Genomic DNA, 20,706 nt, shown 5'->3' with positions numbered 1-20,706 from the left:
TTATATCTTTCATTTATCAGTGAATTTGTAAAACCCCAAACAACCAACCGCTAGTTGTGCTTTAACCTTTGCCAGCACCCCGCAAAATCCTTATAATTGAGCACAATTTTTCTCTAATTTTAAGTGGATGACCATGAGTCGCGCCATATCGCATATTGATACCTTTCAAGGCTTAATTCTTGCCTTACAAAACTACTGGGCGGAGCAGGGCTGCGTCGTTTTACAACCTTACGATATGGAAATGGGTGCAGGGACATTCCACACTGCCACTTTCCTACGTGCTTTAGGTCCAGAAACATGGAACGCGGCGTATGTACAACCATCTCGTCGTCCTAAAGATGGTCGTTATGGCGAAAACCCGAACCGCTTACAACACTACTATCAATTTCAGGTGGTGCTGAAACCAAACCCAGACAACATCCAGCAGTTGTATTTAGATTCTTTAAAAGCGATTGGAATTGACCCATTGGTGCATGACATTCGCTTTGTGGAAGATAACTGGGAATCTCCAACACTTGGCGCGTGGGGCCTAGGTTGGGAAGTATGGTTAAACGGTATGGAAGTGACGCAATTCACTTACTTCCAGCAAGTGGGTGGAGTTGAATGCTACCCTGTAACAGGCGAAATCACTTATGGTCTTGAGCGTTTGGCAATGTACCTGCAAGGTGTAGACTCAGTTTACGACTTGGTTTGGACTAAAGGACAGTTTGGTACTGTGACGTATGGCGATGTGTTCCATCAAAACGAAGTTGAACAATCGACCTATAACTTTGAATACGCACCTGTAGAAAAAATGTTTGAACTGTTTGACTTCTATGAAGTAGAAGCGAGCCGTTTAATTGCAGCAGAATTACCATTACCTGCTTATGAGCAAGTGATTAAAGCATCTCACTGCTTTAACCTGTTGGATGCGCGCGGTGCAATTTCTGTGACTGAACGTCAGCGTTATATTTTACGTGTTCGTACTTTGGCACGTTCTATTGCACAAAGTTATGTGGCTGCACGTGCAAAATTAGGCTTCCCAATGGCTGAACCGCATTTACGCGATGAAGTCTTGGCACAATTAAAAGCACAGGTTGAAGCGGAAGCCAAAGCGCAAAATACTGAGGAAAGCAAATAATGTCTAAACATACAGTTTTATTTGAACTCGGTTGCGAAGAACTCCCACCGAAAAGCTTAAAAACCTTACGTGATGCACTACTTGCAGAAACTGAAAAAGGTTTGAAAGATGCAGGCTTGGCTTTTGATGCAATTGAAGCCTATGCAGCACCACGTCGCTTGGCACTTAAAATTGCTAATGTCGATGCCGCACAAGCAGACACACAAAAACGCTTTGACGGCCCTGCTGTTCAAGCTGCTTACGATGCCGAAGGCAAACCAACCAAAGCCCTTGAAGGCTTTATGCGCGGTCAAGGCATTACGGTAGATCAAGTCTCTACATTCCAAGCAGGTAAAGTTGAAAAAGTGTGCTACTTAAAAGACGTGAAAGGTCAAAGCCTTGATGCGTTATTGCCACACATTTTACAAACAGCATTGGACAACCTGCCAATTGCAAAACGTATGCGTTCTGCTGCAAGCCGTACTGAATTTGTGCGCCCAGTAAAATGGGTCGTTTTACTTAAAGATCATCAAGTAATTGAAGCAACGATTCAAGACCATCAGGCAGGTAATGTCACTTATGGACATCGTTTCCATGCACCTGAAGCTATCACTTTAACGCATGCCGATGAATATCTAGCGAAGTTAAAAGCTGCTTACGTTGTGGCGTCGTTTGAAGAGCGTCAAGCGATCATTGATCAGCAAGTAAAAGCATTAGCGGATGAAGTGAATGCGATTGCAATTGTTCCTGCGGATCTACGTGACGAAGTCACTGCACTGGTTGAATGGCCGGTAGCTTTACGTGCCAGCTTTGAAGAACGCTTCCTTGCCGTTCCTCAAGAAGCCCTGATCACTACCATGCAGGATAACCAGAAGTATTTCTGTCTGGTGAATGCTGAAAACAAATTACAGCCTTACTTCATTACCGTTTCAAACATTGAGTCTAAAGATCCGACTCAAATTATTGAAGGTAATGAGAAAGTGGTTCGTCCACGTCTGTCAGATGCTGAGTTCTTCTTCCTGCAAGACCAGAAACAGCCATTAGCTTCTCGTAAAGAGAAACTGGCCAACATGGTATTCCAGGCACAACTGGGTACTTTGTGGAACAAGTCTGAACGTATTGCTAAACTAGCTGTCGCACTTGCTCCGATTACGGGTGCAAAAGCTGAAGATGCTGAAAAAGCTGCCCTGCTTGCAAAATGCGACTTAACTTCTGAGTTAGTAGGTGAATTCCCAGAACTTCAAGGCATCGCGGGTACTTACTACGCACGTCTTGAAGGTGAAAATGACGAAGTTGCAGAAGCTTTAGGTGAACAATACTTACCTAAATTTGCGGGTGATGTGCTTCCACAAACCAAAACAGGCACGACCATTGCCCTTGCAGACCGTTTAGACACGCTCACAGGTATTTTTGGTATTGGTCAAGCGCCGACAGGTTCTAAAGACCCATTTGCATTGCGTCGTTCTGCGATTGGTATTTTGCGTTTAGTGACTGAAAATAATCTTGATGTTTCAATTGAAGAACTGATCAAGCTTGCTTTGGCAGCTTATGGCGATGTATTGAAAGACCACGACAAGACGTTAGCGGATGCTGTTGCATTCCTTGAAGGTCGTTACCGTGCGAAATACGAAGACCAAGGCGTTGCGGTAGATGTGATTCAAGCCGTTCAAGCTTTATCACCAAAATCTCCACTAGATTTTGATAAGCGTGTGAATGCAGTAAATCACTTCCGTGCCTTGCCTGAAGCGGCTGCATTGGCTGCTGCAAATAAGCGTGTTGCCAACATTTTAGCCAAAGAAACCGCACCTGAAGGAAGCGTCATTGAAGCAAACTTGGTGGAAGATGCAGAAAAAGCATTATTCGCTGAACTTGCAAAAATCACACCTGTGGTTGAGCCATTATTGGCAGCAAAAGACTACACCACTGCACTCTCTCAATTGGCTGCATTACGTGCGCCTATTGATGCCTTCTTTGACAGTGTCATGGTGATGGCTGATGATGCTGAGTTGAAAGCCAACCGCTTACGTTTACTCGCGCAATTACGTGATTTATTTACACGTGTTGCAGATGTAAGTGTGTTGCAGCACTAAAGTCTTAATTGCTTGTAAATTAAAAGAAACCCCGCTATAAGTTAGTGGGGTTTTTTATTTTTCTCAAAAGTATGAAATTATCACAAGCTCAAAAAGCATTAGAATTTTTAAAATCTAATCCTAATCAAAAATTTACAGCTAGATTTATTGCTGATAAATTAATTGCTACATATCCTCAAGATTATATCGAGAAAAGAAATAATATTAAATTTGAAAACAATGAGGGTGCTTTTAAACAACAAGTTATTCGAGAGTTATATAGTATTTTCCCAGACTTAATTCAAAATAATCCTTGTGTAAAATATCAAGAAAGACCACGTCCACGCCAATATTGGTATGACCCCCCTTCAAATCTTTCACCAACAACAGGAATTGACTTCCATAATTCATTAATTATTGATGCAGAAGACAATAATCCACCACCAATTCAAGAAAAAATATTTTCAGAGTACGACTTATACCCTATTCTCATCGAATATTTGTCTAAAGAGCTAAACCTCTATAGCCTGAGAATTGATGAAAAAAAGTCTTCAAATAATCGAGGACAAAATGGTAATCAATGGTTACACCCTGATATTGTTGCTATACAGCCTATTGATAAAAAGTGGCATGAACTAGTGAAGTCCTGCGTTAAACATGGTTCAGGTCAGAATGTTCGCCTTTGGTCATTCGAGGTAAAAAGAACTAAATAACTCAAATATTAGAAGTAGCTTTTTCCAAGCAGTCAGTAATTCCAGTTGGGCAAATGAAGGATATTTAGCTGCGACCTCAATTTCTACCAATGACGTTGAAGAAGAACTGCGTATGCTTTCAGCTTTACATGGTATAGGTGTAATTTTACTCAACCCAGAAAATCCAACTGAAAGTGAAATCTTACTTCCTGCTCGCAGAAGACCCGAAGTGGATTGGCAATCAATAAATCGAATTTTGACTGAAAACTTGGATTTTAAAAACTTTATAGAGTTAGTTTCTATCTACTATCAAACTGGACGTATTCGTTCACAAGATTGGAATCATTAATCTGTAGGCATTTCACTTCAGATTCCCTATACTCAACCTAACAACACTCAACAAGAAAACAAGCTTATGAAACTTAAAACACTCATTTTATCGGGTTTAACTTGCCTTTCTCTTAGTGCGTGTACTTCTGCACCTGTCATTCCACAGCTCACAGCAGGTGTTTTACAAGAAGTGAAAAACATTGAAGTTTACCCAGACACTGTCAATAACAGCGCCAAACTCACAAAATTTATTGATAAATGCGTGATCGAATTTACAGGCACGCTGCAAGCAGGTCGTTCTATTGAACAGTGGGCATTTAAAGGCAATAGCTTAATTTCAGCAGGTTCTGCAACATTTGCACAAGATGGAACCAGCACAGCAACTAACTTTGACTTACATGATGCAACCGTGCAAAAAAACTTTATTACCCTACGCAACCATTTTCATAAAGATGCGCTTGCACAATGCAACTAAGCTAAAAACAGCTTTGAATGTATCTTGATGTAGCAAGATTGTTGGACTTTCAATATAAATGCAGCATCACTGGATATTTCAAACTAAGATGATAAAAGCAGTGTAGCCATTGTTGCCCTGCTTTAAAAACTCTCCAGAGTAACAAGACCCACAATTTTATGTGGGTCTTCTTCTTTAAGCCTGAAATGCTGCCATAATTTTAAATATTGTAAATTTCACCTAAAAATACATCATACTTGCGAAAAATAAACACTGCAGATCATCTAGGCTTTATACAATGCAGTACATTCTATTCAAAACCTTTCAACGACCAGTATTCGGCATCCTAAGAGGCGCAGCACAATGAAAAAGATCAATATCAGCATTTGTATTGGACTATTGCTCAGTAGTGCTTCAGTGTGGGCACAAAGTAGTGATACGCAACCTCAAAGCAACAAACCAATTCAGCCTTATGCAGACAATCCAAACCTCTTGCATGTTTGGGCATATAAAACTCAGGAAGGTGTGATTCAGGCTGCACAAAAAGTTGGTGAAGTAACCGAAAAAGGTATTGAAAAAATTCGCCCATCCGCACATCAAGCTTTAGACAACGCCAAGCAATTAGGCAGTCAGGGTGCGGCTCAAGCCAAACATACCGGGCAGCAACTGGCCAACAATGTAAATACTAAAATTCAGGAAACCAAAGAAGTGATTACGGGACAAAGTGATCATGCCGTACCTATCTATCAAGCACCATTAAGCGCGCCTTCGCAGAATATCGCCCCTGCAGCCACCACTACCGCACCTAATCAGGAAGCACAAACTCAGGCTGCACCAAGTGCAGAGGCTGAAGAAGAAATTAAAGTGATTAAACTATAATTTTTTTGATTTATTGGTTGCTTGAAAAGCACAAAAATAACTCAGCGCAAATAAATAAGCCTGCATTTAATCTGCAGGCTTATTCATGTGATAGCGTATCGATTTTTGAACTTGTCGGAATACATAAGCGCCTAATCCCAACAATACCAACAAACCTAAAGCGAAAAATAGATAAGCCTTCGGCTCAGGCGCATCTACAAATAAAGTCGCAGATAAAATGAAACTGGACAGCAAAACAAGCACAGCAGGCATCAACAACTTGGTCATACATACTACCCTTGGAATGATCAACAAAACCATGTTTTAAGATCATCTTAGCCCAATGGCAAAACAATACAAGTGTCTAAAATTTAAACCTTCTAAATAATGGATCAAACTTTGCAGCTTACTGTTCCAGTTCTAGGGTAAATTTGGCAGTATCTGGCAAATCTTCCACAAAGTCGTTGCCGCCAAACTCATCACTGCTCAGGTTCAAATCTTTATAGCTCAACACAAAATAGTCGCTATATTTTTTCAATATTAATGGGTGCATGCCTGCAGCAAGTGCATCTTGTTCCTTGCATAGTTTCATGACATGACGATCATTCATACTGATTAAGTAGCGTTCATCATTCAGATAAATTTGCACCAAACCACTGCCCTTTGCATAAATAGGAATCAGGAATTTATGGTTTAAGGCAATTGCATGTGCGGCATAGCTCTCAATTTTTTGGCTGATGATGTTAAACACCAAACCATGACCAAAATGGTCGAGCAAGACATTACGATTTTCATACGGTAACTGAATTTGTAAGCCAAGTTTGTTTAAATCGTGCTGATCGACCTGTTTATTGCTAAGCAAGGAGCGAATCAGGTTTTGTTTCAACTTGGCATCAAAAAAGTTACTGTCTAGCTGTAAGTTATTGTATTTTAAAATACGACCTAAAGACCAGCGATGGTTCGGCAAGACATTTTCAATCACTTTACGATAGTAAAACTTGCTGTTCTTTTTCACCTTGCGAATTTTTTGGTAAAAGAACGGCGCATCAAAAGGATGGGTTAAAAAGTCATTCAGTAATTCAGAGTTGGCTAAAATCGCAATTGCATCATGCCCTGTAAATGGCAAATGTAAGGTATGTAAATGCGGAATTAAAGGCTGAATTTTTAAATAATGCCCACGATCTTCAGCATAATATTGGTCATAGACCACAATATATTCACGCTGTGCCGATACATCTTGCGCTTGAATGCGCATATTGGCATTTAAGTCTGCATGATAAAACATGTTATAGCGTGGGTCATGAATATCTTCAGGGTCAATTGAATATTGCGGCACCAAAGCCACAATGCGGTTTAAATCCAGCAAATTGGAATATTTAATTGCCGCATAGCCACCCATTGAGCCGCCATAGCCCACGCGAATTTTAAACGGAGCAATCAGGTCTTGAATGGCTGCCAACATGGCACGCATAGAAGCTTCAGGAAACCATGATTTTTCCTTAGGCATGACCCCAATCACATTAAAATGAAACTTTTCCAGTGATTTTTCGGCATTAATAGACGTTCCTTTGGCCCGTGTAATTAAATCGCCAAAAGAAAAAATCAGCTCCTGAGATGAGCCTTTCATGAAAATAGCGCGGATATGTCCGTCTTCAAAAATTATGTGTTTGTCCATTCCCACACCGGCGCCAAGGCGCTGAATTAAACCGTTACTTTAAACTTGAATACCCTGTACGCAAGTCCAAAAGTGAATATGTTATTTTATAGATGCACAGCAGATTAAAAATCGCAAAATATGACACAATCTCTACATCCTGCCGCACAACAAGGTTTTGCTTTAGGGGCAAACCTATATCAACAAGTTCGTCCCAGTTACCCGCAAGAAGTCGATGTTTTCCTGCAAGATCAACTCCAAGTTCCACTTAATAGCAATATTGTAGACTTGGGTTCTGGCACAGGAAAGTTCCTGCCACATTTGCTCAAACTGACAACTCAGCTTATAGCGGTAGATCCGATTGCCAGCATGTTAGCCGAATTAGAACAACTTTACCCACAAGTTAAGACAATTCAAGCACGAAGTGAGCAATTACCACTGCACGATCAATGTGCAGATTTGGTGAGCTGTGCGCAATCTTTTCATTGGTTTGCCAATCTGCAAAGTTTAAAGGAAATTCACCGAATCTTAAAACCGCAAGGTCATTTGCTGTTAATTTGGAATCAACGTGATATTTCAGTCAATTGGGTCAATGCACTGGCAAAGATGATTTTGCCTTTTGAGGGCGATACACCGCGTTTTCACAATCAGGACTGGCGTCAGGTATTTGCCGATACAGATTTATTCCAACTTACTCACGAGCAGAAATTTCATCACACGCATGTTGGTACAGTTGAACAAGTCGTGTCTAAGCGTTTGCTTTCGACCAGTTTCATTGCTGCAATGCCAACTGAACAGCAACAACAACTCAAAACACAATTTGAACAATTAGTATTAGAATATACGAATAAGCATGTGCAAGATGAAATTGAATTTCCCTATTGCACACATTTGTATGTCTATCAAAAAGTTGAATGAGAGGGAGCAAATAAATGCAAATAACCTTTAAACACGCGATTGCTCCCTTAACAATTTTTTTGGCGTTCTCCCTCAGCGCTTGCGAGCGCAGCAAAGTAGAACATGCAGACAAACTCAGCCCTGAAGATCAAATCATGCAAACTCAGGTCGAGCAAGCCGCGATTCAGCCCTTTGAAATGACTGCGGATGACCCGCATGATATTCAATTGCTGATGGATTATGAACAACGCAATGACCAAATGAGCAATGATTTGGAAGATGAGTTAGAACGCTTGCATGAAAGCCAACAACTCGATGCTGCATTTGCACAAAATCGCCTGCAGGACAACATTCAATCTGCCTTGAGTATGCTCAAAGAACTGGATTTAAAGACACCGCAAGGGCGTTATATTCAAGGCCTAATGAGTCATTATTGGGAACAGCAAGCGCAATATCTAGCAACTCAAAATACAACTTCTGCACCTTATCCTGTCAGTAAAGAACAACGTCAGCAAGGCTTAGCAGACTTGCTACAGGCGCAGCAACAACTGGAACACTGGCGTGGGCAGTATCCTCAACTTGATGAATAGCGTGATTTTACGGACGCTGCTGTAAATACTGATGCACTCCTTCAGCGGCAGCGCGTCCTGTAGCAAAACAGGCTGTCAGCAAATAGCCGCCCGTTGGCGCATCCCAATCCAGCATTTCACCACAGAGAAAAACGTGTGGATTGGAATTTAACTGCAATTGTGCAGATAAAACCTCACGTTTGACTCCGCCCGCACAGCTAATTGCTTCTTCAATAGGACGAAAACCCTTTAAAGGCACCGTTAAATTTTTAATCTGCTGCGCCAATTGCATAGGTTGCTGCCAAAGGGCTTTATCCACCAACTCACGCACGACTGCAGACTTCACGGCATCCAAACCTGTCTTACGCCAAATATTGCTTACAGACTGTTTTTTGGAAAGTTGCAACTTTTGGCAGAGTTGCTCAACGGTTAAATCGGGTAGCAAATCGAGTTGTAACTGCAGCGGTTGTCGAGCGTGCTGCAACTGTCGCAATGCTCGCCCTTGCTTATAAATTAAGCCACTTTCCAAACCATAATGGCTAATCACAATATCGCCCATGCTCGGTTCAGTACCTTTCACCCATGCTTGCACACGTTTTAAAGGTTGCCCAAAAACAGGCTGCATATAGTTAGACCAGTGACATTCCACTCCTGCATTGCTGGCTTGGAAAGGCTGAATTTCATTGGCAGATAACCAACGCTGCCATGCACCATCACTACCCAATTTCGACCACGACACTGCCCCACATGCCATCACAATGGCGGCAAATTGCTGTTGTTCAATGTGACCTGTACTTAGATTTTGAATACTGAGTTGATTGTTCTTTAAATCACATACCTGATGCCGATAATGAAACTGCACGCCTGCATCAACCAAGCGTTTTAACCATTCGCGTAGCAAAGGTGCGGCTTTCATTTCTTGTGGAAAAATTCGCCCCGATGAACCTACATAAGACTGAATACCTAAACCCTGCATCCAGTTTTGAATCCAAGCCGCATCCCATTGTTGAATCCACGGCGCCAACCATTCCGCCTGATCATAACGCTGAATAAATTGTGCAATCGGTTCTGCATGTGAAATATTCAGACCCGTTTTACCTGCCATCAAAAACTTACGTGCCGCTGAAGGTTTCTGCTCATAAACATGCACATCATAGGCATACTGGCTCAGCACTTCGGCAGCCATTAACCCTGCTGGCCCTGCTCCTATAATTGCAATGCGCTGTTTCATGCCTGTTTACTCAGTTGTTGCACTTGAATCTGCAAGCGCTTTCGCCTCAACTGCAGCAGGTGTTAAAGTTGGCTGCTGTCCTTGCAAAGGCTGAAAATCATCAAAACGGGTTGTATAAGCTACTGGTTTGGTGATCAACAGTTCCTGACAACGCTCGCCACGTGCTAAATATTTGATTTCAAAGTGAGTGCGTGCTGAATCTACTGGAACATCCTGCTGAATAAATGGCAACTTCCACACTTCAATCAGCTGTTGCTGTGCTTCTGCAATATATTCAGGAATATTACTCACCAAAGTAATGCTGCCACCTGCTTTTAAGCGTGACAATAAAAACTCAAAAAACGGCATATTCAACCAACGCTGGGTGGCATTATGCGGTTCTGGATTCGGATATAAAATAAAGAATTGCTCGACTTGAGCAGGAAATAAAGCATGCACAATCCATGGAATCGCATCGGCATGAACAATCTGTAAGTTCTGCTGACCTTCAAGCTGATGCTGTTTTTGCATCGCCAAAAATTTTTCACGGGTGCGCTCAATTGCAATCAACTTGTGCTCAGGATGCTGCCCGCTAAACAATAGGGCGTGTTTACCTTTTCCGGCCCCAATTTCCACACAAACCGATTCATTGGCAATGGCTTGAAAATCACGAGGGGCATGCATACGCTGTGCTTGAAATTGACGAATTGGCATAATCAGATCAAACTTACAAAATTCGGCACAAGTCTATCAAGTCAGGTGCTATTTGCCTAATCCAATCCTGCATTTTTCATTTGGAGTTGATCATGCCACGCACTTTTCCTTGCCCTCGTTGTGGTGAACCTTCGCAATGGGAAAACAATCCATTTCGTCCTTTTTGTTCTGAGCGTTGCAAGCTCATTGATTTAGGCGCATGGGCAAATGACGAGTATCGTTTACCCACCCAAGATGCTCCGCAAGCAGAAAACTCTGAGGAATAAGCAATAAATTTCCACGCCAAATATTGCCTAAAACTACACACAGTTTCATGGAATTTTTCACATTTTTAGAAAAATTATTCAAAATTTAGTTGTTCTATAATTGCTTTCAGCAGAATTAGCACAGGTTATACTTTGCACTATTCGTGACTCCGTCACTGCACATAACAATAAAGAAAGCAAAAAATAACCTAGGAACATTTCACCATGAAAATCATGTTAAAAGGAATTGTAATGCTGTGTATTTTACTCTCTACCAGCAGTTTAGGCTTTGGACTGTACGCGCATGATTTACTCATGCTGTGCATAGGCATCTTACTGACAATTTTCACAATGCTGTTTGCAATTGAAAGCAAACAAATGCTGAATAATCCCTTTCGCAAATAAAAAAGTCAGCGACTGCTGACTTTTTCTTAAAGCATAAATACACACTGCTTTTAACCTGCTTGCCCTGCTACAAACGGGTTATGCTGTTTTTCAAAACCAATGGTGCTGATTGGCCCATGCCCCGAAATAAACTGGGTGTCATCAGGCAAACTAAAACACTCGCGCTGAATTGAATCTAATAATTGTTGATGATTCCCACGTGGAAAATCGGTGCGTCCAATCGAGCCTTTAAATAGCACATCGCCTGTCCACAAGACGCCATATTTTGCATTATAAAACATCACATGGCCTGGGGTATGCCCTGGTGCATAACGCACTTCAAAGCTTTCTTGACCCAATTGCAGCACTTCACCACCCTCTAACCACTGTGTAACCGTGACTTGTTCAGGGATAGGAAAACCATAACGTGCAGACACTTCTTGCAGTTGATCTAACCAAAAAGCATCTTCTTTCTGTGGACCAATCACAGGAACATTCCAGTAATGTTGCAACGCACCAACAGCCCCCGCATGGTCTAAATGTCCATGAGTGAGCCACAAAGCTTTCACCGTTAAACCCAACGCTTCAACTTCGGCTTTCAGCTTTTCAGGCTCACCGCCTGCATCAATCAAAATTGCTTCTTTGCTTTCTGCATCCCACACAATCGAGCAGTTTTGCTGAAAAGCGGTGACGGGAACAATTTTGACTTGCAACATGGTGGCGAACCTCAAAAATTAATGGCTTAGGTTAAGCTTTACAGCATCAAGATTAGCTTGAAGTAAATGTTTGAGCAAATCCAAATGATCGGCACGGGTATTCAGTGCAGGAATATAGGCATATTCTTTGCCACCTGCTTGTAAAAACAATTCTGCGTTTTGAATTGCCAATTCTTCTAGCGTTTCCAAACAATCTGCAGAAAAAGCAGGACTCATAATTTGCACCGACTTCACGCCCTGCTGTCCCCATTCTTCAAGTAAGACATCGGTATAGGGTTTGACCCATTCTTGTTTACCAAAACGTGACTGGAAGCTAATTGCCCACTGATCATCATTTAAATTTAAAGCATCGGCAAGCAATTTGGCCGTGATCCGACAACGCTCTGCATACGGATCACCCTTATCGGCATACGGCTGTGGAATGCCATGAAACGACATCAATAATTTTTCTGCCACACCATGCTCGGCTTGAAATTCACGCACACTTTGCGCCAACGCCTGAATGTATAAAGGATGCTGATAATAATCACGAATGATGGATAAGCCCGGCAAATTACGCTGCTGTGGCACCCATTTGGCAACGGCATCATATAAAGGTGCAGTCGAAGTTGCCGAATATTGTGGAAATAAAGGGAACAAAATCACGTGATCTTGAGGATTTTGACTCAAAGCTGCCAAAGCCTGTTGAATACCCGGATTGCCATAGGTCATTACCGGTAGAATATTCAATTCAAACTCAGGATATAGCGGCAATAACTGCTGTTTTAAAGCATCAACCTGTTGCAACAAAATTTCCCGCATCGGTGAATCTTGCTGCCAGACCATGGCATAAGCATGTGCAACACGCTTAGGACGAAATGGCAAAATGAATAAGTTCAAAATGATTTGCCAAATCGGTTTTGGAATTTCAATCACCCGTTGATCGGATAAAAACTGCTTTAAAAAACGGCGAACCGCTGCTGCAGTCGGTTCATCAGGCGTACCTAAATTGGCTAAAAGAACGGTTACTTTGGGTTTTGCTGTAGACAACATCCAGCCCTCGTGTCTGATGATTGAGCCCGACTACTTTAACAGTTTTTTCACTCTGTATTGAGAGATTAATACGGTGTTTTAAATGAATAAACCCGATCGGTATCTAGCAAATTGCTCTCTAAAAGTTTTTGCGCTTTTGCCGTGGTTTGCCACAACATCCGCTGACGATCATCACGCCCCGCCTGCACAATCCAGTCATTTTGACGCATTTGCATTTTAATCTGATGCAAGGCCCGAATATTGATTTGGGCACGTGCAACTGCATGCGCACGTGGCATGATCCGACGTGCATCCTCCAAACCAGTTTCATTCAAATATTCATTCATGCGTTTCGAAAAATATTCTTCAGGGGTTGGATGAATAAAAGTATTGCCTAAAATTGCCAACAACTGCGCCCAACTTAAACTTCGCTCAACTTTCAGCTCTCTAAAGTTACCATCCTGATAGGCATGCATGCGATATTCAAAACGATATGATTCATTCATCGACACTTTAGATACGCTTAGAAACGGGTCTGCTTCGCGCTGTCCCACATCGGTTTCCAGCTGACGTAACTTACTTTTTAAACGTTCAATTTCATCATGCAAAGCTTGTGTATTTTGCGGGCGCACCCAACCAGAAGTCGGATAACGTTCTAGCATTTGCGACATATTAAAGCGGACAGCAAGCTCTAAATCACGCAGAGTGCGGTAGCTAAACACCTGATCGACTTCTTGTTGTAATAATTTACGGAACTCTTTGAATTTTTCACGCAATTCAGGTTTTTCATCATGTAAAGATGAATCACGTGAATCTGGGTCTTCGTGCATAAATACAATGATCGGCTTTTGCTTGGTGACTGCATAAATATACTCTAAATGCATGTAACCCACGCCCGATACCGATTGCTCACCATATTGGCTGCCCAGTAATATCACCACATAATCGCAATCATCAATTTGACGACGTGCAAAAGCGGTACTGAGTGGGGTGCGTTGCTCTAATCCCCACGAAAAAAAACCCATTCCCACCAATGTTTGAGCCAAGATCACCCGTTCTGGCTGCATATCTGCCCCAGACGTCGAGATAAAGACCTGATAGCGCTTATCGAGCATTGGTTTCCCCTCTCCTATTGCCATTACAAGTCGGTCACCGTCTACTTGTAATGCCTTTCCCCAATCATAAAAAAATTATCTTAAAGTCAGTCCACAGTACTCACATTTGCGATACTCCAAGAAATATTGCCTGGAATAAGATGCTGCAACACGGGCTTTAATTGTTCTGCATTGTTCCCGCTGACATAACACGCAATTTGTAAAGTATCTGCCAAACTTTGTTCAAATAATAACTCATTTTTAATTAAAATGCGGGAAGTTTGACGCGCAACGGCAATTCCTGAGTCAATTAATGTCAGTTTCTGACCAAAAATGGACTCAATCGCAGGTTTTAGGAAAGGATAATGGGTACAACCGAGCACCAAATAGTCCGCGCCCTGATCGACCACAGGTTGCAAACTCTGCTGTAAGGAACTTAAACATGCCTCACTCATTTGCGCCCCTTGCTCAACAAAAGGCACTAAATCTAGATTGGTGACATTCAAGACTTGCACTTGAGCAGGAATCGCAAAACGCTGCATCACATCTTTAATAAGTTGTCCGCGAAAAGTCGCAGGCGTCGCAAGTACAGCCACAGTTTTGCTTTGGCTATTTAATACGGCAGGCTTTAAAGCAGGCACTAAACCAATAATGGGAAAATCTTCGCCGTAATGATCGCGCAGATAATCTAGACTAAAAGCAGAAGCAGTATTACACGCCACGACCGCAACTTTACAACCTTGTCGATATAACCATTCGATTGCAGCTGCAGTGAGTTCTCGAATATTTTGATCATCACGTGGGCCATACGGCACATGTGCAGTATCGGCATAATAAAGGATGCGCTCATTGGGCAAATATTCTGCAATTTCAATGGCAACTGACAAGCCTCCTATGCCCGAATCAAAAATACCAATTGGCGCACTGGCTTGTGCTTTTGGCATGGCTTGATTTAAGGGAGAAACAGGATGAATGGCTGTCATAGCAAGAGATTCAGCAATACAAAATGGGATGAATAAAGCTTAAACCTCAGCTGCTTAAATGCAAGTGCAAATCACCACTTTTCAACGATAAAATCGTTTCGCCCTGCGCATTTTCACTCAGCTCGCCCAATTCCACCAAATGTAAAAAAGCCGCACGCTGAATCAGGGCATTAATACCAAAACGCACATGCACATAAGGACGCAGCTCACCTGCATATTCACGCATAAAAATAGGATGCTCGGCATCAACAATCACAATATCCTGATGTGTAGTGATAAGTTGAATATAATTTTGCTGTCCGATTTCGACCACATCAACCTGATTGATGAACAAAGGCTCATCTTCTACCTGGATTTCAATTTGTTCCACTGGGGTTTTTAAATAAAACTTGCCCTGCTCTTTCCATAACACACTAGAAAACAGATCAACCAATGCCTGACGTTTGATCAATTGACCTTCGTGCCACCATTCTCCATTGGCTTTGACCAGCAAATCCATTGCTCCACAATGCTTTGGATGCCATTGCTCCAAAGGAGGGATTGATCTTTTGTGACCTGACTGTCCAGTTTTTATATATTGTGCAATGTGCATTAAATTTTTATTATCAGCCGTAGCTACATTTTCTGTCGGTTTGATTGAATTATCGTCATGCTTCATGCTGCAGTACCTTACTGACGGAAAAATAATACGATTCAGCCAATTGGCTAAGACTCGGTTTAAAACTATACTAGCTCACAATACTTACCCATACTGTAAAAGACACGATTAAATTTGTGTCTGGCAACTAAAAATACTCATGGCAGCACCGTTGCTTGATGCGGTTGCCACCTTCAATTATATGAGGAGTCCTACATGGAACACATCGAACGTGAATCGATGGAGTTTGACGTAGTCATCGTAGGCGCAGGCCCTGCGGGTCTTTCTGCTGCGATCAAAATTCGTCAACTTGCAATTGAAAACAATTTAAATGATCTGTCCGTTTGTGTGGTCGAAAAAGGCTCTGAAGTTGGTGCGCATATCCTTTCGGGTGCAATTCTTGAGCCTCGCGCCATCAACGAGTTATTTCCTAACTGGAAAGAAGAAGGTGCGCCTTTAAATGTGCCTGTGACTGAAGATAAAACTTTCTTCTTGATGTCACCTGAAAAAGCTCAGCAAGCACCGCATTGGATGGTGCCTAAAACCATGCATAACGATGGTAACTACGTGATCTCGTTAGGCAACGTGGTGCGTTGGTTAGGTCAAAAAGCCGAAGAATTAGAAGTTTCTATTTTCCCTGGCTTTGCGGCATCTGAAATTCTTTACCATGCCGATGGTACGGTTAAAGGCATCCAAACTGGTGACATGGGCATTGGTAAAGATGGCGAGCCAACGCATAACTTCACACCGGGTTATGAACTACATGCCAAATACACCATTTTCGCAGAAGGCTGTCGTGGTCATTTAGGTAAGCGTTTAATCCAGCAATTCAATTTGGATAAAGATGCCGATCCGCAACACTACGGGATTGGTATTAAAGAACTTTGGGAAATTGACCCTGCAAAACACAAACCAGGTTTAGTCATGCACGGTGCAGGCTGGCCATTAAGTGAAACAGGTTCTTCAGGCGGTTGGTGGTTATACCACGCAGAAAACAACCAAGTGACTTTGGGTATGATTGTGGACTTGTCGTATACCAACCCACACATGTATCCATTTATGGAAATGCAGCGCTGGAAAACTCACCCTCTAATTAAACAGTATCTAGAAGACGGCAAGCGTATTTCTTATGGTGCACGTGCTGTGACCAAAGGTGGCTTTAACTCATTGCCAAAATTCACCTTCCCAGGTGGTTCTTTAATTGGTGATGATGCAGGCTTCTTAAACTTTGCCAAAATCAAAGGCTCTCATACCGCCATGAAGTCTGGCATGCTTTGCGGTGAAGCAGTATTTGAAGCGATTGCTGCAGGTGTCGCAAAAGGCGGTGACTTGGCGATTGCTCGCGTAACTGAAGGCGAAGATTTCTTTGTGAAAGAGCTAACGGCTTACACTGAAAAATTCAACAACAGCTGGCTGAAAGAAGAACTTTATAGCGCACGTAACTTTGGCCCTGCAATGCATAAGTTTGGTCAATGGATGGGTGGTGCGTTTAACTTTATCGACCAGAACGTGTTTAAAGTACCATTTACTTTGCATGATTTAGTGCCTGATTTCAGCGCACTCAAAACTGTAGATGCAACCAGCTTTAAACCGAACTATCCAAAACCAGATGGCAAGCTGACTTTTGACCGTTTATCTTCAGTGTTCGTATCGAATACCGTACATGAAGAAAATCAGCCAGCACACTTAAAGTTGACAGATACCTCTATTCCAGTGAACGTAAACTTACCTAAATGGGATGAGCCTGCACAGCGCTACTGCCCTGCGGGTGTTTATGAAATCATGGAAAATGATGATGGTTCAAAACGCTTCCAGATTAACGCAGCCAACTGTGTTCACTGTAAGACTTGTGACATTAAAGACCCATCACAGAACATCACTTGGGTAACACCTGAAGGTGGCGGTGGTCCGAATTACCCGAATATGTAATTGCGAATCGCAATTGAGAAACCCAAAAGCAGTGCCTCGGCACTGCTTTTTTTATACACAGTTTACAAAATTACCAAGGTCTCATAATCCCTTACATTTTTCAGGTATTTCTCTATTCAAAAGCAGGCGATTGAATAACTTTCCTTGTTATGCTGTTTTTGCTTATTTTTTATCTTTTCTATTTTTAGTTTTTTATTTCGTTTTTTTCAGACTTGAACAACCGAAAATGTTGTTTTGTCAGCTTTTATACAATGCTATTCGGCATTTTATGCAGCACTTAGCACGGTAGCAAAATGTTGTAGATGCTGACTAAAACTGACTTGAGTGGAGTATAAAGCAGTACTTTGAGTTTTATCTTGCTCAAGCATTTGGTTGTTCTTCTTATTTTCATTAGAAGAGGAATTCCAACATGCTTAATTTAACAGACACCCTCAACCAACTTAAAAATGTGCAGGCACAACCTGCAGTCAGCTTATTTCTACCCACACATCGTACCTTTCCAGACAATCAGCAAGATGTGATTGCTCTTAAAAACCAACTTAAACAACTCGAAGAACGCCTGTTGGCAGACTATGACAAACGTCTAGTGGCACAAATTTTAGAACAGATTCATCATCAAACCAAAGATTTGAATCCCAACTACCATTTAGACAGTCTGGCTATTTTTGCCACAGCCGACAGTGCACAAGTACTGCGTCTGCCATTCCCTACCCAAGAACGTATTGTGATTGATCAACAATTTTCAGTGCGTGATTTTATTCGTGAGCTATCTTATGCAGTGCAATACTATGTGGTAGTGATCAGTCGTGAAATTGGACGTCTGATTAAGGCCTCCAATGATCGTGTAATCCATGAGTTTTCTGTAGATGACAGCGACTTGAATGAACGACTGCCACATGGTGCATTTCCTGTTCAAAATGATAACTTATATAGCACCAGCGGTGCAGAACGTGCCACAGCCGCCAATGAAGACCGTTTACTCAAAGAGTTTTTAAACCGTGTCGATAAAAATGTGCAAACTGTACGTGCCAGTGAGCCATTGGGCTTGGTCATTGTGGGTGATCGACGCAATATCAGTTTTTATGAATCTATTTGCGACCAACCCAATGCCATTATTTTCAGTGTAGATAACGTCACTCAGCTAGAACAAGGCAGCGCACAACACATTATTGACAGTATTCAGACCGAGCTAAAAAGCCATCAACAACAATTGCATCAGCAACATGCGCAGCAACTGGATGAACTCTATGCCAGTGACCGTGTTGTGACCGATCTGCAGCAAATTTATCAGGCAGTGTTGCAAAATAATGTCGATACTTTATATGTTCAACAAGGCTACATGCAGGCGGGTTGGGTCGATACCGACCAGCAACGAATTTATCTAGATCAAGCGCACGCACCTGACAGCGCACAAGCCACAGACGATGTGATCAACCATATTATTGATGCAGCACAGCAACACGCTGCCAATATCGTATTTATTCCTGCCGATTATTTACAGTCCAAAGCACCACTGACTTTAATGAGTCGCTATGCGGTCTAAAACTCAGTCCATTTGACTGTGATCTAAAAAACAGCCATGCAGATTTATCTACATGGCTGTTTCAATCAAGATTCAAACTTCTCATTCATACGCAAATCTACGCTTTCGCATGACTTTCTCATGAATAAAACGATCAATTAGAATCGAGTCGTTACCGCCAACTGTACCCGATGACTGTCGCTATGTGATCGCCCGCTATATTCATAATTCAAATTGAGAAAACTATGTTGTCCAAAGTGAAGTTGTGAACCTAAGGCAGCATGATATTGACCTTGATCGGCATGCCATGCATCAAACTTCAGTTTCTCCGCTGTGCCTACATAATGGGTATCTAAATATGCTTTTTCCTGAATCGGTTGGCTGTAATACAAGCTGCCTTGCAATTGCCATGCTGGATTCAACTGGTAATTGGCTTGCAAACCTGCACCAAAATTCCAGCGCTGCATCACCAAATCATCTAAGCTGTTGACACCATCCTGCTGAGTTTGTTCGGCATGAACATAATGTTGGAACGAAGCGTCTAAATACGGTTGAATCTGCATTTTTTGACTGAGTGGATAGCTATAATCTAGACGCAAACCTGCGGCATACATTTGTCCATCAAACTGTATTTTTTGTGCTTGAGCATGACCACGCTGCGCGTCAACATCCACCTGCATGCCTTTTAACCATGCCGCGACACTTAAATCACGATTAAGCTGCTGTGCTGTCCCCATAGTTAGTGCATAGGCTTTGCTCTGACTGCTATTTTTTGAGCCTGTTTGTACGGCATCATCTAAGTTCAGTTGACTGAAATCGGCCTGCGCTGCCAAGGTCATCCCTGCCAGTTTTGTTGCCACACCAACACCTTGATGATGACTACGGCGCTCACTATTTAAGCCGACATAATCCATATCATAACTTTGGTAATCACCCGAAAACCAAAGCTGTTTGGGTTGTGCGGTTGCCAAACGCTGTGCAAACTGACGTTCTTGCTTGCTGCTTTCTTCTGCGACATTTAAAACGGTATTGGCATAAAAACTTGGATCAAGTTGATGAAACAGTTGATTCAATGCCTGCGTAGAAACTGTACTTTCAGCAGCATTGCTATAACGTATAGTTTGAGCAAAATTGTTAAATAAGCGATTGGCAAAAACTTTTTCAGCATCTTCCAGCGTTTCTAACTGTTGTTTCTGATCAAGACTTGCTAAAACTACATCTAAATTACGGGCAACCTGAGTACGTCCTTCAAGTTCAGCAGCAAGAGCCGCCACCGTTTCAGTCGATTTACGCTTTGCCGTAATCACCACATCGGTATTGATTGTATCTGCCGCACGTACAGGCTCGCCCGTTGCATTCAGTTCAGGACGATAACTAACTTGTGTCAACTCAAATAATGGATTGCTTGAGCGATAAGCATCGAACTCACGCTGTACGCCTTGTTGCGCACGTAATACGGTAGTTTGTGAACCTTGTGCAGTAATAAGTGGCTGATCAAGTGGCACTTCATCAAACAGGTTCAACGTCCCTGCCAAATTGGCAGTTCCCGTTACCGTCAGCAAATTGCCAAAACGTGCTTTAAAACCCGCATGTTGCTGCTGATCTGCAGCAATCTGCATCGAATAGTTGCCTGTGATGG

General features: G+C 42.2%; 22 protein-coding genes. 12 read left to right on the top strand and 10 right to left on the bottom strand.

The features are described from left to right. The first annotated feature begins 133 nt into the window (after positions 1 to 133). From glyQ to VF675_RS01430, 6 genes are all read left to right on the top strand, one after another. Complete coding sequence (glyQ, locus tag VF675_RS01455; protein ID WP_004976017.1) at positions 134 to 1,120, top strand: glycine--tRNA ligase subunit alpha; 987 nt, start codon at positions 134 to 136, stop codon at positions 1,118 to 1,120. After that, positions 1,120 to 3,189, top strand: coding sequence for a glycine--tRNA ligase subunit beta (gene glyS, locus VF675_RS01450; protein ID WP_440204644.1), 2,070 nt, complete (start codon positions 1,120 to 1,122; stop codon positions 3,187 to 3,189). Before glyQ ends, glyS begins: the two co-directional genes overlap by 1 nt. A 71-nt stretch (positions 3,190 to 3,260) precedes the next feature. After that, positions 3,261 to 3,881 (top strand): hypothetical protein, encoded by a 621-nt coding sequence (locus VF675_RS01445; protein ID WP_440204643.1) that lies wholly within the window; start codon positions 3,261 to 3,263, stop codon positions 3,879 to 3,881. 112 nt (positions 3,882 to 3,993) lie between these two features. Beyond that, positions 3,994 to 4,209: a hypothetical protein gene (locus VF675_RS01440; RefSeq protein ID WP_440204642.1), complete on the top strand. Its 216-nt coding sequence runs from the start codon at positions 3,994 to 3,996 to the stop codon at positions 4,207 to 4,209. A gap of 66 nt (positions 4,210 to 4,275) precedes the next feature. Then, positions 4,276 to 4,665 (top strand): hypothetical protein, encoded by a 390-nt coding sequence (locus tag VF675_RS01435; protein WP_179988480.1) that lies wholly within the window; start codon positions 4,276 to 4,278, stop codon positions 4,663 to 4,665. A 342-nt stretch (positions 4,666 to 5,007) separates the two neighbouring features. Next, a complete protein-coding gene (locus tag VF675_RS01430) occupies positions 5,008 to 5,523 on the top strand; it encodes a hypothetical protein (protein ID WP_180062002.1) in 516 nt (171 codons plus the stop codon). Positions 5,524 to 5,589: 66 nt separating this feature from the next. On the opposite strand, the gene VF675_RS01425 is transcribed toward VF675_RS01430, so the two are convergent. Both VF675_RS01425 and VF675_RS01420 read right to left on the bottom strand, forming a co-directional pair. Beyond that, positions 5,590 to 5,790 (bottom strand): hypothetical protein, encoded by a 201-nt coding sequence (locus VF675_RS01425; RefSeq protein ID WP_104852993.1) that lies wholly within the window; start codon positions 5,788 to 5,790, stop codon positions 5,590 to 5,592. Positions 5,791 to 5,908: 118 nt separating this feature from the next. Further along, complete coding sequence (locus VF675_RS01420; RefSeq protein WP_131261080.1) at positions 5,909 to 7,177, bottom strand: hypothetical protein; 1,269 nt, start codon at positions 7,175 to 7,177, stop codon at positions 5,909 to 5,911. 120 nt (positions 7,178 to 7,297) lie between these two features. Between VF675_RS01420 and VF675_RS01415 the strand changes: the two genes are divergently transcribed. Together VF675_RS01415 and VF675_RS01410 are read left to right on the top strand one after the other, a co-directional pair. Beyond that, positions 7,298 to 8,074: a class I SAM-dependent methyltransferase gene (locus VF675_RS01415; RefSeq protein ID WP_167845740.1), complete on the top strand. Its 777-nt coding sequence runs from the start codon at positions 7,298 to 7,300 to the stop codon at positions 8,072 to 8,074. Between the two features lie 14 nt (positions 8,075 to 8,088). Then, positions 8,089 to 8,643: a hypothetical protein gene (locus VF675_RS01410; RefSeq protein ID WP_440204641.1), complete on the top strand. Its 555-nt coding sequence runs from the start codon at positions 8,089 to 8,091 to the stop codon at positions 8,641 to 8,643. A gap of 7 nt (positions 8,644 to 8,650) precedes the next feature. Here VF675_RS01410 and VF675_RS01405 read toward each other — a convergent pair whose 3' ends face one another. Together VF675_RS01405 and VF675_RS01400 are read right to left on the bottom strand one after the other, a co-directional pair. Continuing rightward, positions 8,651 to 9,853, bottom strand: a complete 1,203-nt coding sequence (locus VF675_RS01405) for a TIGR03862 family flavoprotein (RefSeq protein ID WP_440204640.1) — start codon at positions 9,851 to 9,853, stop codon at positions 8,651 to 8,653. Positions 9,854 to 9,859: 6 nt separating this feature from the next. Beyond that, complete coding sequence (locus VF675_RS01400) at positions 9,860 to 10,552, bottom strand: SAM-dependent methyltransferase (RefSeq protein WP_286381073.1); 693 nt, start codon at positions 10,550 to 10,552, stop codon at positions 9,860 to 9,862. An 86-nt stretch (positions 10,553 to 10,638) separates the two neighbouring features. Between VF675_RS01400 and VF675_RS01395 the strand changes: the two genes are divergently transcribed. Beyond that, entirely contained in the window at positions 10,639 to 10,812 is a 174-nt protein-coding gene (locus VF675_RS01395; RefSeq protein WP_004975985.1) for a DNA gyrase inhibitor YacG, read from the top strand. 204 nt (positions 10,813 to 11,016) lie between these two features. Continuing rightward, positions 11,017 to 11,196 (top strand): hypothetical protein, encoded by a 180-nt coding sequence (locus tag VF675_RS01390; protein WP_440204639.1) that lies wholly within the window; start codon positions 11,017 to 11,019, stop codon positions 11,194 to 11,196. A 50-nt stretch (positions 11,197 to 11,246) separates the two neighbouring features. Here VF675_RS01390 and VF675_RS01385 read toward each other — a convergent pair whose 3' ends face one another. The 5 genes from VF675_RS01385 to VF675_RS01365 all read right to left on the bottom strand — a co-directional run bounded on the left by VF675_RS01385 (position 11,247) and on the right by VF675_RS01365 (position 15,637). After that, the gene (locus VF675_RS01385) at positions 11,247 to 11,891 is read right to left on the bottom strand and encodes an MBL fold metallo-hydrolase (RefSeq protein WP_178866025.1); all 645 of its coding nucleotides are present in this window, start codon (positions 11,889 to 11,891) and stop codon (positions 11,247 to 11,249) included. Between the two features lie 18 nt (positions 11,892 to 11,909). Then, complete coding sequence (hemH, locus tag VF675_RS01380; RefSeq protein ID WP_104852985.1) at positions 11,910 to 12,923, bottom strand: ferrochelatase; 1,014 nt, start codon at positions 12,921 to 12,923, stop codon at positions 11,910 to 11,912. Positions 12,924 to 12,988: 65 nt separating this feature from the next. Then, the gene (locus tag VF675_RS01375; RefSeq protein WP_096901324.1) at positions 12,989 to 14,017 is read right to left on the bottom strand and encodes a DUF4062 domain-containing protein; all 1,029 of its coding nucleotides are present in this window, start codon (positions 14,015 to 14,017) and stop codon (positions 12,989 to 12,991) included. Positions 14,018 to 14,103: 86 nt separating this feature from the next. Further along, a complete protein-coding gene (gene murI, locus VF675_RS01370; protein ID WP_004975969.1) occupies positions 14,104 to 14,979 on the bottom strand; it encodes a glutamate racemase in 876 nt (291 codons plus the stop codon). 46 nt (positions 14,980 to 15,025) lie between these two features. After that, the gene (locus VF675_RS01365) at positions 15,026 to 15,637 is read right to left on the bottom strand and encodes a DUF1285 domain-containing protein (RefSeq protein WP_004975967.1); all 612 of its coding nucleotides are present in this window, start codon (positions 15,635 to 15,637) and stop codon (positions 15,026 to 15,028) included. A 195-nt stretch (positions 15,638 to 15,832) separates the two neighbouring features. Here VF675_RS01365 and VF675_RS01360 point away from each other — a divergent pair, with 195 nt between their 5' ends. Further along, positions 15,833 to 17,545, top strand: a complete 1,713-nt coding sequence (locus tag VF675_RS01360) for an electron transfer flavoprotein-ubiquinone oxidoreductase (protein ID WP_180168308.1) — start codon at positions 15,833 to 15,835, stop codon at positions 17,543 to 17,545. Positions 17,546 to 17,954: 409 nt separating this feature from the next. Further along, a complete protein-coding gene (locus VF675_RS01355; protein ID WP_180072353.1) occupies positions 17,955 to 19,088 on the top strand; it encodes an AOC03_06830 family ribosome hibernation factor in 1,134 nt (377 codons plus the stop codon). Positions 19,089 to 19,225: 137 nt separating this feature from the next. Here VF675_RS01355 and VF675_RS01350 read toward each other — a convergent pair whose 3' ends face one another. Further along, positions 19,226 to 20,686: an autotransporter outer membrane beta-barrel domain-containing protein gene (locus tag VF675_RS01350; protein ID WP_131261087.1), complete on the bottom strand. Its 1,461-nt coding sequence runs from the start codon at positions 20,684 to 20,686 to the stop codon at positions 19,226 to 19,228. Between the last annotated feature and the right edge of the window lie 20 nt (positions 20,687 to 20,706).

Source organism: Acinetobacter sp. Lyrl_1, assembly GCF_051948795.1.
GTDB classification, from domain to species: Bacteria; Pseudomonadota; Gammaproteobacteria; order Pseudomonadales; family Moraxellaceae; genus Acinetobacter; species Acinetobacter towneri.
Note: the sequence above shows the minus strand (reverse complement) of the source record. Positions and strands in the feature narration are given on the sequence as shown.